This is a genomic window from Nocardioides aromaticivorans (assembly GCF_013408525.1).
GTDB lineage: Bacteria > Actinomycetota > Actinomycetes > Propionibacteriales > Nocardioidaceae > Nocardioides > Nocardioides aromaticivorans.
In genome coordinates this window covers 2,545,811-2,559,070 of sequence record NZ_JACBZM010000001.1, presented here as the reverse complement: position 1 = coordinate 2,559,070, position 13,260 = coordinate 2,545,811, and the positions used below count along the sequence as shown (strand labels likewise).

Below are 13,260 nucleotides of genomic sequence, written 5' to 3'. Positions count from 1 at the left end.
TTGGATGCCGCTGCGGCATACAGTGGGCGGGTGGACCTGCGCCTCCTGACCACCTTCAGCACGGTGGCCGAGCTGGGCTCGGTGAGCGCCGCCGCGGAGGCGCTGCACGTCACCCAGCCGGCCCTGTCGCGCCAGCTCCAGCAGCTCGAGCGGCAGACCGGTGTCACCCTCTTCCACCGCCACCACCGGCGACTCAGCCTGACCGCCGCCGGCCACACCTTCCTCGCCGCGACGCGCGACGTGCTCACCAGCGCCGAGGCGGCCCGCTCGCTCGCCGAGGCGCTCGCCGCCGGCCGCCTCGAGCGGGTCCGCGCGGCCGCGCCGACCACCACGCTGACCGACGTGGTCGCGCCCTTCCTCGCCACCCTCGGCCCCGACGACCCGCTCATCACCGTGCACGAGGCCAACGCCGCCGACGCGATCGACGGGCTCGGCGACGACCTCGACCTCGCCGTCCTCACCGTGCCGCCGCCGCGGCACCTGAGCAGCGCGCCGGTCGCCCGGCTGCCCGTGTGGGCCTACGTCCGCGCCGACCACCCGTACGCCGGCCGGTCCGCCGTACCCGTCGCCGAGCTCGCCGACGAGCGGCTGATCACGCTCGAGCCCGGTGCCCGACCGCGCACCCTGCTCGACGAGGCGCTCGCCCGCGCCGGTGCGGCGGCCTCCGAGGTGATCGCCTGCAGCAACCCCCAGGTCGCGCAGGCCCTGGCCGCCGCCGGCCGCGGCATCGCCGTCGTCTCCGACGACCCGCGCTTCGACCTCGAGCGCACCCTCGTCCTCGACGACGCGGGCGCGCCACTGACCCTCACCCTCGTCGCGGCCTGGGATCCCCGGCACCACGCGGCGACCGTGCTGGCCGGGCTGGCCGAGCGGCTGGAGGCGTTCTGCAGCGAGCGGTACCCGCCGCTGGCCGGGTAGTGCCTCGCCTCGTCAGCACTCGATGACATTGACGGCGAGACCTCCGCGCGAGGTCTCCTTGTACTTCACGTGCATGTCGCGACCGGTGTCGCGCATGGTCCTGATCGCCTTGTCCAGCGACACCTTGTGGTGGCCGGTCCCGTTGATCGCCAACCGGGCGGCGTTGATCGCCTTCACCGAGGCGATCGCGTTGCGCTCGATGCAGGGGATCTGCACCAGCCCGCCGATCGGGTCGCAGGTCAACCCGAGGTTGTGCTCGATGCCCACCTCGGCGGCGTTCTCGACCTGGGTCGGCGTCCCGCCGAGCACCTCGCACAGCGCACCGGCGGCCATCGCGCAGGCCGACCCGACCTCGCCCTGGCAGCCGACCTCGGCGCCCGAGATCGAGGCGTTCTCCTTGAACAGGATCCCGACGGCGGCGGCGGTGAGCAGGAAGCGCACCACCCCGTCGTCGTCCGCGCCCCGGACGAAGCGCACGTAGTAGTGCAGCACCGCCGGGATGATCCCCGCCGCGCCGTTGGTGGGCGCGGTGACGACGCGACCACCCGAGGCGTTCTCCTCGTTCACCGCGAGCGCGAACAGGTTGACCCAGTCGATGACGTCGAGCGGGTCGCCGCCCTCGGCCCGGGCGCAGAGGTCGGCGTGCAGGCCCGGCGCGCGGCGCGGCACCTTCAGCCCGCCGGGGAGCAGGCCCTCGGCGCTGCAGCCGGCGCGGACGCACTCCTGCATGACCGCCCAGATCTCCAGCAGCCCGGCGCGCACCTCGTCCTCGCTGCGCCACGACAGCTCGTTGGCGAGCATCACGTCGCTGACCCGCAGCCCGGTCTCCTCGCAGATGGCGAGCAGCTGGGCGCCGGTGGTGAAGGGGTACCGGACCTCCGTCCGGTCCACCACCACGCGGTCGGCACCGACCGCGTCCTCGTCGACGACGAACCCACCGCCGACCGAGTAGTAGGTCCGCTCGCGGAAGGCACCCTCGATGCCGTACGCCGTGAAGGTCATCCCGTTCGGGTGCGCGGGCAGCGAGCGGCGCCGGTGCAGCACGAGGTCCTCGGCGGCGTCGAAGCGGACGGTCCGCCTGCCGGCGAGGTCGATCGCCCCGTCGCGTCGTACGACGTCGAGCCGGCCGCGCGCGGCGGCGACGTCCACGGTCGCCGGCAGCTCCCCCTCGAGCCCGAGCACGACGGCGCCCTCCGAGCCGTGGCCGTGCCCGGTCGCCCCCAGCGACCCGAACAGCTCGGCCTTCACCCGTACGGTCGCATCGAGGAGCCTGTCGTGGACGAGGCCGTCGACGAAGGTCTTCGCGGCGCGCATCGGCCCCACCGTGTGTGACGACGACGGACCGATGCCGATGGAGTAGAGGTCGAAGGTGCTCAGGGGCACGACGCGACCTCCCGCTCGAGCACCTCAGGCCTCGAGCAGCGCGTCGTACGCGGCAGCGTCGAGCAGGTCGACGGTGGCGGTCACCTTGACGACGAGGAGCCAGCCGCGGCCGAAGGGGTCGCTGTTGACCAGGCTCGGGTCGCCGTCGACGTCCTCGTTGACCTCGACGACCTCGCCGGTCACCGGCGAGTAGAGGTCGCTGACGGACTTGGTGGACTCGAGCTCGCCGCAGGTCTGGCCCGCGGTGACGGTGTCGCCGACGGCCGGCAGGTCGACGTACACGATGTCGCCGAGAGCGTCGGCGGCGTAGGCCGTCACGCCGACACGCGCGGTGTCGCCGTCGAGGGCGACCCACTCGTGCTCGGCGGAGTACTGGAGGTTCGTGGGGTTGCTCATCGTCTTCTCCTCGAGGTGGGTCAGCGGTTGCGGGTGTAGAAGGGGAGCTCGACGACGTCGGCGTCCTCGAGGGAGCCGCGCAGCAAGACGGAGACCCGGGTGCCGGGCGCCGCGAGGTGCGGCGGCACGTAGGCCATCGCGACCGGCTTCTCCAGCGTCGGCGACGGCGCGCCGCTGGTGACCTCGCCGACCTCGGCGCCGGTGGCCGGGTCGACGACCGGGTAGCCCGCGCGCGGCGAGCGGCGGCCGGTGGAGACCAGCCCGACGAGCACGCGCTCCGGGCCCTGCTCCTTGCGCTTCGCGAGCGCCTCGTGCCCGACGAAGCCGTCCGGCTTGTCGAGGACGACGACCCGGCCCAGGTTGGCCTCGTACGGCGTCGTGTCGCGGCTCAGCTCGTGGCCGTAGAGCGGCATCCCCGCCTCCAGGCGCAGCGTGTCGCGGCAGGCGAGGCCCGCGGGGACGAGGCCGTGCGGCTCCCCCGCCTGCTGCAGCGCGGCCCAGACGGCCTCCGCGTCGGACGGCCGGCAGTAGACCTCGAAGCCGTCCTCGCCGGTGTAGCCCGTCCGCGCGAGCAGCACCTCGACTGCGCCGTCAGGGGCAGCGACCGTGCCGGCGTCGATGGCGTAGTACCTCAGCGACGGCACGTCGAGCTCGGTCAGCTCCGCGACGATCGCGGCCGACGCCGGGCCCTGGACCGCCAGCAGCGCCCACTCCTCCGACGTGTCGCGGACCTCGACGTCGTACCCGTCGGCGCCGGCGGCCACCTCGGGGGCGACGACGGCGACATTGCTGGCGTTCGCGACGACGAGGTAGTGCTCCTCGGCGAGGCGGTAGACGACGAGGTCGTCGATGATCCCGCCGTCCTCGGCGCAGATCATCGAGTAGCGGGCGCGGCCGACGCCGATCGCCGACGGACGACCGACGAGGGCGTGGTCGAGCGCGGCGCCGGCACCCGGGCCGGTCAGCTCGATCTCGCCCATGTGGGTGAGGTCGAAGAGGCCCGCCGTCGTGCGCACGGCCCGGTGCTCGGCGAGCTCCGAGCTGTAGCGGACCGGCATCTGCCAGCCGGCGAAGTCCGTGAAGTTGGCGCCCAGTGCGGTGTGGACCGCGTGCAGCGGGGTGGTGCGCGGGGTGGGGTCGTTCGTTGCCATGCGGAGGCTCCCGGGGTCGAGGGTGCACGGCACCCTGCTGGTCTGCCTCCCCGCTCTGTCATGGGTGCCTGAGAGCTTCACCGCGACGAGCGGCTTGCACCGTGGGCGCAGGACATGGGTCCTGTCTTTCCAGAGTTGCCTCGCCGCGCAGTGATGGGGCCTGAGAGTTTCTCGGGGAGAGTTGCTCCTACGGCGCCCCGTCGCGACCCATCGGGTCAGGCGGGGTCTCTCCTGCTGCGGCTTCGAACGGCCGGTGTGGAGTTGTGTGCGGCGAGGCTACAGGTCGTGGCCGCCCGGGTCCCATTCCCCTCCGGCGCGGACGGCACGCCTGCGTCAGCCGATGCTGGCGCCGCCGTCGACGTAGAGCGTCTGGCCAGTGACGTACGACGACTCGTCGGCCGACAGGAAGGTGACCGCGGCCGCGATGTCGTCCGGCTGACCGACCCGCCTGACCGGGACGGCGTCGGCGTTGAGGCGGCGGAACTCGTCGACGTCCATCTTCAGCCGGGCCGCGGTGGCGTCGGTCATCTCGGTCGCGATGAAGCCCGGCGCGACCGCGTTGACGTTGATCCCGAACGGGCCCAGCTCGATGCCCAGGGTGCGGGTGAAGCCCTGCACGCCCATCTTCGCGGCCGAGTAGTTGGCCTGCCCCCGGTTGCCCAGCGCCGAGATCGAGGAGATGTTCACGACCTTGCCGTACTTCTGCTCCACGAAGTGCTTCTGCGCGGCCTTGGTCATCAAGAACGCACCCTTGAGGTGCACCCCCATCACCAGGTCCCAGTCCTCCTCGGTCATCTTGAACAGGAGGTTGTCGCGGGTGATGCCCGCGTTGTTCACCAGGACGTGGATCCCACCCAGCTCGGTGACGACCCGCTCGATGGCGGCGTCGACCGACGCGCCGTCGGAGACGTTGGCGCCCACGCCGATGGCCTTCGCACCCTCGGTGAGCGGCAGCTTCGCGGCGGCCTCGGCGGCCGCGGTCTCGTCGAGGTCGACGATCGCGACCGACGCGCCCTCCTCGGCGAACCGGGTGGCGGTGCCGAACCCGATCCCGCGCGCTGCTCCGGTGATGACGGCGACTCGCCCGTCGAAACGACCCATGGTGGTGCTTCCTCTCGTTGGTGGTGGCGGCCGGTCGAGGTCGACTCAGCCGAGGCGGACCAGCGTCTTGCCGGTCGTGCGGCCCGCGAGCATGTCCGCCATCGCGCGCGGGGCCTGCTCGAGGCCGTCGTAGACGGTCTCGGGTGCGACCAGCCGGCCGTCGCGGATCCAGCCGGCCATCCGTTGCTGCATCTCCTCGAGCAGGTCGAGGTGCAGGCTGCCGCGGAAGCCGGACAGCGTCAGGTGCTTGGCGGTCGCGAGGAAGATGTTGCGCGGACCGGTGGGCTCCGACTCGTAGTCCGAGATCGAGCCGCACAGGGCGATGCGCCCGTGCATGGTCATCGCGTCGAGCGCCGCCTCGAGGTGCTCGCCGCCGACGTTGTCGAAGTACAGGTCGATGCCCTCGGGGGCCAGGCGTGCCAGCGCCTCCCCCAACGGCTCGGACCGGTGGTTGAACGCCGCGACGCCCAGGTCGTCGCGCAGCCAGGCGACCTTCTCGTCCGATCCGGCGCTCGCGACCACCCGGTGGCCGAGGTTGCGGGCGATCTGGACGACCAGGGAGCCGACGGCTCCGGCGGCCGCCGACACCCACAGGACCCGCCCGCCGCTGAGGCCGTCGACGACCGCGAGGCCGGCGTACGCCGTCAGGCCCATCGGCCCGAGCGGCCCGAGGAAGTGCTGGTGCGGCGCGTCGCCCGGGTCGAGCACGCGCAGCGTCCCGACGCCGTTCATGGCGCTCTCGCCCGCGCGCACCACGGCGTGCTCCCGCCAGCCCAGGGAGTGCCAGACGACGTCGCCCGGCTCGAACCCGTCGGCCCGGGACGCGACGACCTCACCGATCGTGAGGACGCCGTCCATCGGCGCGTGCAGGTCGAAGGCGGTGAAGTAGCCGTCGGGTGCCGCGGGACGCAGCCGGAGCCTCATCCCGGGGTCGACGGAGGTCCAGGTGTTGCGGACCAGCACCGAGCCTGCGGCGAGCTGGTCGGGGTCGGGGAGCTCGACGGGGACGACCTCGAAGTGCTCGGGCCCGACCTCGCCCCGCGGGTGGGCAGCGACCTGCAGCGCACGGCTCTTCATGTCTCTCCTCGGCACTCGGTGTGTGGACACCCGCGACTGTACTGAACTAAATTCAGTTTATGAAGACTCCGATGATGTCGGCTTGGCGCTGGACCGGGACCGGACGTCCGCTCCAGCTCCACGAGGTCCCGGTGCCCGCTCCCGGTCCCGACGAGGTGTTGGTGCGCGTGCGCGCTGCTGGCATGTGCCACTCGGACGTGGGCGAGCTCGACGAGCCCTCATGGGCCGTGAACATCACGCGCAACCCGATCACCCTCGGGCACGAGATCGCCGGCGAGGTCGTCGCCGTCGGCACGGATGTCACCGGCTGGACGACGGGCCAGCGGGTCGGCGTCCATCCGCAGGGCAGCACCGTTCCCGGCTACAGCCGCGACGGCGGCTACGCGAGCCACCACCTGGCCCCGGCCGGTGACCTCGTCGCGGTGCCCGACGGGCTGAGCGACGAGCTCGCCGCCACCGGCACCGACGCCGGCATGACGTCGTACCACGCGGTCGCGGTGGTCGGCGGCGTCCGCGCGGGCAGCCGCGTCGGCGTCATCGGCCTCGGGGGCCTCGGCCAGCTCGGCGCCCAGCTCGCCGTCCACCTCGGCGCCGAGGTCCACGGAGCCGACACGAGTACGGCGGCACGCTCCCTCGCGGCCGGATGGGGCCTCGCCGGGCTCCACGAGCGGGCCGAGGACCTGCGCGGCCTCGGCCTCGACGTCGTCATCGACTTCGCGGGCTTCGGCACGACCACCGAGGCGGCCGTGCAGGCGATCCGCGTCGGCGGCGACGTCGTGATGGTCGGCCTGGGCGCCGAGCACACCACGCTGACCACCGCCGACGTCATCCACCAGAAGGCACGGATCCACGGCTCGTCGGGCGGCACCCGCGACGACATCGCCGCGGTCTACCAGCACCTGGCCAGCGGCGCGCTGGCACCGACCGTCGAGCGGATCGGCTTCGACGACGTCCCGCGCGGGATCGAGCGCCTGCGCGCCGGCGACGTACGGGGGCGGCTGGTCGTCGTGTTCGAGGGCGGGCAGCACGATGGGCGCTGAGTCCGGGCCGGCACGACGACAGCGGTGGCCCGCCCGCGTCTACGGCACCGGCGCCGAGCCCGACTACCGATTCTCCCTCGCGAACGAGCGGACGTTCCTCGCGTGGCTGCGGACGTCGATGGCCCTGGTGGCCGGTGCCGTCGCGCTCGACGCCTTCGCGACGGGCTATCCCCGGCCGGTCGTCCAGGCAGTCGCCGGGGCTCTGGTGGCGCTGGGCGGAGCGGGCGCAGTCCTGGCGTGGGCACGCTGGAGTGCGGGCGAACGTGCCATTCGGAGAGGCGAGCCGCTCCCCGGGTTCCGGGCCGGGGCCGCCGCCTGCGCCGTCCTGGTGGCCGTGGCCACGACCGCCGCGTTCCTGGTGCTGGTGCGGTGAGCGACCCTCCACGGGATCCGGGCCTCCAGGCGGAGCGCACCCGCCTCGCCGGCACGCGGACGATGCTCAGCACCGGCGCCGCAACGCTGGCTCTGCTCCACCTGACCGCCCCCTCCGCGCCCATCGGGCCGGTCCTGCTGGCGGCCGTCGCACTGGCGGCCTCGACCGGAGCCGCTCCCCTGCTGCGGGACTCGACCGGGGTGCGCCTGGCGGCCCAGTCACTCACCGCCGTCATGATCGCCGCCTGCGCGTTGGTCACCGTCGTTCGCGGCTGATAGCCCTCACGCCACGGGACGCACCGGACCGGGCAGCCAGGCGCCACTGAGCGCGTCCGCGAGCGGCTCGTAGATGCGCAGCACCAGGAAGAAGCGCCCGCGTGGCGCCGGGAGCCAGTTCGCCCCGACACCGGGGTCCTCGGCGCTGATGGAGACGGTGACCGAGCCGTCGACGTCCAGCAGGAGGCCCGGCGTGGCGCTGCCGACCGAGGAGCGATCGATGGCGCTCGGCACGAGGAATCCGCTGTCGTCGTACAGGGTGACGCTCCAGAACGCCCCCGCCGGCGGCGGACGCTCCATCGTCAGCAGGTAGCCGCCCGCCGCCCCGCCGAGGGGCCGTCCCTCGCCGTCCACGTAGGTGTTGAACGAGGTGTTCTCCTCGACGACGTTGGCGGCGAGACCGACGTGGTTCATGACCGCCCGGCTGAGGAAGTTGGCGCCGTGGGCGCCCTTGTCGCAGACCTTCGTCCAGCCGGTCGGCACCGGTTCTCCGAGCTGCGGCCGGCAGGCGTCGATGACACCCATGGCCGCGGCGAACCCGCTCGCGGCCCCCGCCCGCGTCTCCTCGTCCAGGAGCCCGGGTCGGAACGCAGCGGTCCCCGCCAACCCCAGCACCGCGAAGCGACGGACGAGCGCCGTCTCGTCCGCGGGCACCCCGCCGAGACGGAGGGCACCGTCCATCGCGTGGAAGAAGGCCTCCCAGTCGGTGACGACGGCGTCGGGGTCGACGACCTCCCCGACCACGCTCGTCGCACCCGCGGCGACGCCACGGCCGCCCCGGACCGGACGCAGGAGCACCGAGTCCTGGAGCCGGTGGATCTCGGCAAGGTCGTCCCCCCGGACCTGGATCCGCATCAGCACCCACATCAGGCGGGAGGCGACACGGAGCCGGACGGCGTCGTCCGGCACGCCGGCGTCGTCACCCGGCGCGACCAACCAGACCTCGCGTGCCGGTCCGACGGTCCGCCGGCTGATGTTGGAGGCGTTGCCGAACGCGTCGAGCAGGTTCAGCGTGAAGTAGCGATCCCCGAAGTCGGGCAGGTCGATCGCCACGGGCCCCTCCCGCAGGTCGAGCCACGCGTTCGAGTACAGGGTGTCCACGTTCGGCACCCGGAAGGCGGCGAACCCGGGAGCGGCGAGGCGCCGCTCGTGGACGAACTGGCCGGTGGGGACACCGGTCTCGGCGTACTGCCGGCACATCTGGGCGTACTGGTAGGCGGCCGGGAGCCCGTAGACCACCGCATCGAAGGCTGCCGCGTGGGCCACGGAACGCCGCGCTGTGCCGTCCCTCGGCACGAGGTCCGCACGCGTGGAGACCTGCCGCTGGTCGACGTCTCCGACGTCGAGGGCGGCGTACCCCGTCACGCCGGCACCCGCATCACCGCCGGAGGACGCCACGACGCCTCGAGCGGCCAGTACAGGCGCAGCATGAGCCGGAACGGGCCCTCTGGCGCCGGAAGCCAGTTGCTCACCCCTCGCGGCGGCGGGCCAGCACTGATGTCGACCTCCAGCGATCCGTCGTCGGACCGCACCAGGCCGGGGGTGCGATCTCCGACGGCGTACCGCCCGAGGTCGTTGGCAACGAGATTTCCCGCGGCGTGGTACATCGTCAGGGACCAGAAGGCCGCGGCCGGCGGGGAACCGGCGGGGAGCCGGACCCGATACCGGGCGACACTGCCGTCGAGCTGCCGTCCCTCGGCGTCGACCTCGCACACCGGATAGCTCGCCTCCTCGGGTGGATTCACGTAGATCTGGGCGTGCGCCACCGCCGCACGGAGCAGGTGGTCGTCGCCGAAGGAGGCCACGGTCTCGTTGGTCGCCCAGCCGGCGGCGGTCCGGCCGAGAGTGCGAACCCGTTGCTCGATCGCCCGATGGCCGTCCCGGAGGCCGTCGGCGACAGCGGACACGACAGCCGGCGCGGCACGATTCCGGGCGAGCTCGTCGATCCCCACGTCCGCGAGCAGTCGCTCCAGTCCGCGGCTCTCGATCGACTCACCCCCGGTGTCGAGCACCCGGAGCACGGCGGAGGCGAAGGCGCCGGGCTCGAAGACCTCACGTTCCCGGGCGACGGCGGCGAGCCGGACGTCGACGTCGTCCACGACCGTCCCCGCATGCGGACTGCCTTGGCTCGAGACCACCAGGCGGTCCTGCACGGCGTGCGCGGCACGGAGGTCCTCGTCGCTGTCCGGATCGACCGCCGTCCGACCGACGAGCGTCAGCCACCGGTCCCGCGTCGCCACCCGCACCAGGTCACCGTGGTCCACCACCTCCGGCTCCCCGGGTTCCACCACGACGTGCGGCGGCTGCCCGGGGTGGGTCCGGCCGCTGATGACGACCGGGCTCGTGGTGTCGGACTTGCCCACCTGGAGGCTGAAGTACCGATCGCCCACGGTCGGCAGCTGGACCGCGTGCGGCCCGCGGGCGAGGTCCAGCCACGCCACGGAGTAGAGGGTGTCGACGTTCGGCGCCACCCCGACCCGGAGATCGGGGTCGGCGAGGGCCCGCGCGTGCCCGAACCGGCCGATTGGAGCGCCGGCCGACACGGCGGGCCGCGGCGCGAGGGGATCGCCGGGGAGGGTGAAGTTGAACCGCAGCCGCTGCGCGAGCACCAGCGGGTAGGCCCACACCTGAAGCCGGGCTGCGGACCGTCGTACGTCGTCCGGGGCCACGCTCACGAGGCAGCGATCAGCTCGCGCGACCCGGTCGCCGCTCCGCCCGGGTACACCTGCATCGCCTCGGGCCGGAAGCTGATGACGACGGGCTCGCCCTCGTGCGCGCTGCGCAGCCACGCCCCGTGGGAGGCCGCGTCAGCACGCAGCCGGAACTGCTCGGCTCCGGCGGCCACCGTGACGTCGTAGTGGCGGCCACCGAACTCGGAGGCGAGCAGTGTGGCCTCGAGCCGCACGGCATCGGCCGGCGCCTCGGTGGCCGACCGGTGCAGGCGGACGTCGTCCGGCCAGATCCGTGCGATCAGCGCGGGAGAGTCGGGAAGGCTGCGCTGGATGGACATCTCCACGCCGTCGGCGCTCTGCCAGCCCGTCGCGGTCCGGACGAGCTCCAGCCGGTTCGACATGCCGATGAACTCCGCGACGTAGTCGGTGGCCGGGTTGTCGAAGACCTCGACCGGCGTCCCGAGCTGCTCGATCCGGCCGGCCCGCATGATGGCGATCTTGTCGCCGAGCGCGAAGGCCTCGGACTGGTCGTGGGTCACGAAGACGGCACCGAAGCCCAGGCTCTCGTGCAGGCGGTGGATCTCGGTGCGGACCTGGTCACGGAGGCGCGCGTCGAGGTTGCTCAACGGCTCGTCGAAGAGGACCAGGTCCGGCTGGGCCGCGAGCCCGCGGGCGACCGCGATCCGCTGCTGCTGGCCGCCGCTCAGCTGGGAGGGATAGCGGTCGAGGAGGTGGCCGCAGTCGACCATGCCGGCCGCCTCCTCGACGCGGCCCGCCGCCAGCGCCTCCTTCATCCTGCGCACCTTGAGCGGGTAGGCGATGTTCTTGCGGACCGTCATGTTGGGCCACAGTGCATACGACTGGAACACCATGCCGATGCTGCGCTTGTGCGCCGGCACGTTGATCCGCTCTGCCGCGTCGAAGACCGCCTTGCCCTTGAACTCGATGCGCCCCTGTTCGGGCGTCTCGAGGCCTGCGAGGCAGCGCAGGGTGGTCGTCTTGCCGCAGCCGCTGGGGCCGAGCAGGACGAGGAACTCACCCTCCTCGATCTCGAGGTCCAGGTCGTCGACGATGACGTTGGAGCCGTAGGACTTGGTGAGACCGGAGATTCGGAAGCTGGCCATCATGCACCTCTCGCGTAGTTCGGCCGGGTCGGGGATGGGGACATCAGAGGTTGTCGAGCACGTTGCGTCCGCCGACGATCATCGCGATCGCGACGCCCGCCGTCGTGACAGCCGACATCAGGATCGCCATGGCGGCGACGAGGGTGTAGGAGCCGTTGCTCCAGTGGTCGTAGAGGAGCGTGCCCATCACCTGGGTGGTGGCCGAGCGGACCATCAGTGACGCCGCGAACTCGTGGGTCAGCAGGATGAACATCAGCGCCACCGCACTCAGCACGGCAGGCTTCAGCATCGGCAGGGTCACGCGCAGTGCGGTCACCAGGGGGCTCGCGCCACTGACCGCCGACGCCTCCGCGTAGGTGTCGCCCATCGAGATCAGCGCGGTCATCTGCATCCGGGTCGCGAAGGGGATCATCAGCACGATGTAGACGAGGATGATCACCCACTTCGTCCCGTAGAGGATGAACGGCGGCTGGGTGTAGGTGAGGAGGAACCCGACGCCGAAGATCACGGACGGGATGCCCAGCGGCAGCGCACTGATGACGTCCCCCAGCAGGCGGATCACCTTGAGATGGCGGTTGCGGACCACCAGCATCGCCGTGGCGAGCCCGACCGGCACGCAGACCGCGACGGCGGCGAGCGAGGTGACCACGCTCGTGGTCACGGACTCGGTGATGCCGGGGGTGCTGAACAGCTCGCGGTAGTTGTCGAGCGTCAGGAAGTCCCAGCTGAGATTCTCCGACCAGAACGGCGACAGCGACACGATGAGGACGCCGACGAGCGGCAGCACAAGGGCCACCAGGCCGTAGCCCGCCACGAAGGCCGCGGCCCAGTACGAGCGGCCACCCACCGGGGCGAACGACTTGCCTCCGTGGGTGACGAACCGGCTCTGGTTGCCGAGCAGGAAACGCTGGCCGAAGACGACGAGCAGCCCGAGGATGACGAGCGGCGACGCCGCCGCCGCAGCCGCGGCGTAGTTCACCGGGGATTCGGCCGTACGGCGGTACATCTCCGTCGTGAGCACCTTCATCCCCTCGTTCTGCCCGAGCAGGAGGGGACCGGTGAACTGGCCCAGGCCCAGGAGCAGCGCGACGCCGCCGCCGTACACGAGCGAGGGCCGGAGCAACGGGAGCACGACCTTGAAGAAGACACCGAGCTGCGAGGAGCCGGCCGACTGCGCCGCCTCGAGGTGCTCGGAGCTGATGTTCTGCATGCCGGCGCTGACGAAGAGGTAGACGAAGGACGTCAGGCCGAAGCCGGTGATGATGATGACCCAGGTCGATGAGTAGACGTTCACGGGCCCGGAATCGAGGTCGTTCCACCACGGCAGCTGGCGCATCAACGCGTTCAGGTAGCCGGGGCCCGGCGAGAGGAGGAAGGCCCAGCCGACCACGTTGGCCACGGACGGCATCACGATGGGCAGCACCGGGATGACGCGGAGGAATCCGGCGCGGTGGGGAAGTCGGGTGACGGCGAAGGCCAGCAGCGTTCCGAGCACCATGGCGATCACCAGCGAGGCCAGGGCCAGCTGCACGGTCGTGCGCAACGTGTCCCCGATGTCGGAGCGGCCGTACTGCGACTCGTAACCCGCTCCGCCGTTCTCGAACGCCAGGGACTGCAGCCGCCAGACGGGGACGACGACCAGGTAGGCAAGGGCGGCGACGACGGCGCCGTAGAAGAGGCGCCCGCGCCACACGCGTGCGTCGACGTCGAGCAAGGGAAGTGCCCGGGTCACGGCCATCTCAGATCACCT

13 protein-coding genes and 2 riboswitches are annotated in these 13,260 nt (G+C 72.2%); of the genes, 4 read left to right on the top strand and 9 right to left on the bottom strand.

The window, feature by feature from the left end; translation table 11 throughout:
- Positions 1-30: 30 nt before the first annotated feature.
- On the top strand, positions 31-918 hold the full coding sequence (locus BJ993_RS12035) for a LysR family transcriptional regulator (RefSeq protein WP_179648989.1): 888 nt from the start codon (positions 31-33) through the stop codon (positions 916-918).
- Between the two features lie 12 nt (positions 919-930).
- Here the strand turns inward: BJ993_RS12035 and BJ993_RS12030 are convergent, their stop codons facing one another.
- The 5 genes from BJ993_RS12030 to BJ993_RS12010 form a co-directional block, all read right to left on the bottom strand.
- Positions 931-2,301: an L-serine ammonia-lyase gene (locus BJ993_RS12030; protein ID WP_179648988.1), complete on the bottom strand. Its 1,371-nt coding sequence runs from the start codon at positions 2,299-2,301 to the stop codon at positions 931-933.
- 24 nt (positions 2,302-2,325) lie between these two features.
- Complete coding sequence (gcvH, locus tag BJ993_RS12025; RefSeq protein ID WP_179648987.1) at positions 2,326-2,697, bottom strand: glycine cleavage system protein GcvH; 372 nt, start codon at positions 2,695-2,697, stop codon at positions 2,326-2,328.
- 20 nt (positions 2,698-2,717) lie between these two features.
- Complete coding sequence (gene gcvT, locus BJ993_RS12020) at positions 2,718-3,848, bottom strand: glycine cleavage system aminomethyltransferase GcvT (RefSeq protein WP_179648986.1); 1,131 nt, start codon at positions 3,846-3,848, stop codon at positions 2,718-2,720.
- 45 nt (positions 3,849-3,893) lie between these two features.
- Positions 3,894-3,986: riboswitch (glycine riboswitch) on the bottom strand.
- Positions 3,987-4,093, bottom strand: a riboswitch (glycine riboswitch). It lies immediately after the preceding riboswitch.
- 88 nt (positions 4,094-4,181) lie between these two features.
- Positions 4,182-4,949, bottom strand: coding sequence for an SDR family NAD(P)-dependent oxidoreductase (locus BJ993_RS12015; RefSeq protein ID WP_179648985.1), 768 nt, complete (start codon positions 4,947-4,949; stop codon positions 4,182-4,184).
- A gap of 45 nt (positions 4,950-4,994) precedes the next feature.
- Positions 4,995-6,026: an NADP-dependent oxidoreductase gene (locus tag BJ993_RS12010; RefSeq protein ID WP_179648984.1), complete on the bottom strand. Its 1,032-nt coding sequence runs from the start codon at positions 6,024-6,026 to the stop codon at positions 4,995-4,997.
- 59 nt (positions 6,027-6,085) lie between these two features.
- Here BJ993_RS12010 and BJ993_RS12005 point away from each other — a divergent pair, with 59 nt between their 5' ends.
- The 3 genes from BJ993_RS12005 to BJ993_RS11995 are packed head-to-tail and all read left to right on the top strand — an operon-like array spanning position 6,086 to position 7,714.
- The gene (locus BJ993_RS12005) at positions 6,086-7,066 is read left to right on the top strand and encodes a zinc-binding dehydrogenase (protein ID WP_179648983.1); all 981 of its coding nucleotides are present in this window, start codon (positions 6,086-6,088) and stop codon (positions 7,064-7,066) included.
- Entirely contained in the window at positions 7,056-7,439 is a 384-nt protein-coding gene (locus BJ993_RS12000) for a YidH family protein (RefSeq protein WP_179648982.1), read from the top strand. Before BJ993_RS12005 ends, BJ993_RS12000 begins: the two co-directional genes overlap by 11 nt.
- Positions 7,436-7,714 carry a DUF202 domain-containing protein gene (locus BJ993_RS11995; protein ID WP_179648981.1) on the top strand — a complete coding sequence of 93 codons (279 nt, stop codon included), beginning with the start codon at positions 7,436-7,438 and terminating at the stop codon, positions 7,712-7,714. Before BJ993_RS12000 ends, BJ993_RS11995 begins: the two co-directional genes overlap by 4 nt.
- A gap of 6 nt (positions 7,715-7,720) precedes the next feature.
- Here BJ993_RS11995 and BJ993_RS11990 read toward each other — a convergent pair whose 3' ends face one another.
- Genes BJ993_RS11990 through BJ993_RS11975 form a run of 4 tightly spaced genes read right to left on the bottom strand, consistent with a single transcriptional unit; the run spans position 7,721 to position 13,248 of the window.
- Positions 7,721-9,079, bottom strand: a complete 1,359-nt coding sequence (locus BJ993_RS11990) for a DUF1254 domain-containing protein (protein ID WP_179648980.1) — start codon at positions 9,077-9,079, stop codon at positions 7,721-7,723.
- A complete protein-coding gene (locus tag BJ993_RS11985) occupies positions 9,076-10,383 on the bottom strand; it encodes a DUF1214 domain-containing protein (RefSeq protein ID WP_179648979.1) in 1,308 nt (435 codons plus the stop codon). Before BJ993_RS11985 ends, BJ993_RS11990 begins: the two co-directional genes overlap by 4 nt.
- Before the next feature lie 2 nt (positions 10,384-10,385).
- Entirely contained in the window at positions 10,386-11,510 is a 1,125-nt protein-coding gene (locus tag BJ993_RS11980; protein WP_257026866.1) for an ABC transporter ATP-binding protein, read from the bottom strand.
- Between the two features lie 43 nt (positions 11,511-11,553).
- Positions 11,554-13,248, bottom strand: coding sequence for an ABC transporter permease (locus BJ993_RS11975; RefSeq protein ID WP_179648977.1), 1,695 nt, complete (start codon positions 13,246-13,248; stop codon positions 11,554-11,556).
- Between the last annotated feature and the right edge of the window lie 12 nt (positions 13,249-13,260).

Excerpts from the sequence above, each read along its gene's own strand:
- gcvH (WP_179648987.1), bottom strand. The coding sequence starts at position 2,697 with ATGAGCAACCCCACGAACCTCCAGTACTCCGCCGAGCACGAGTGGGTC.
- gcvT (WP_179648986.1), bottom strand. The coding sequence starts at position 3,848 with ATGGCAACGAACGACCCCACCCCGCGCACCACCCCGCTGCACGCGGTC.
- BJ993_RS12015 (WP_179648985.1), bottom strand. The coding sequence starts at position 4,949 with ATGGGTCGTTTCGACGGGCGAGTCGCCGTCATCACCGGAGCAGCGCGC.
- BJ993_RS12010 (WP_179648984.1), bottom strand. The coding sequence starts at position 6,026 with ATGAAGAGCCGTGCGCTGCAGGTCGCTGCCCACCCGCGGGGCGAGGTC.
- BJ993_RS12005 (WP_179648983.1), top strand. The coding sequence starts at position 6,086 with ATGAAGACTCCGATGATGTCGGCTTGGCGCTGGACCGGGACCGGACGT.
- BJ993_RS12000 (WP_179648982.1), top strand. The coding sequence starts at position 7,056 with ATGGGCGCTGAGTCCGGGCCGGCACGACGACAGCGGTGGCCCGCCCGC.
- BJ993_RS11980 (WP_257026866.1), bottom strand. The coding sequence starts at position 11,510 with ATGGCCAGCTTCCGAATCTCCGGTCTCACCAAGTCCTACGGCTCCAAC.
- BJ993_RS11975 (WP_179648977.1), bottom strand. The coding sequence starts at position 13,248 with ATGGCCGTGACCCGGGCACTTCCCTTGCTCGACGTCGACGCACGCGTG.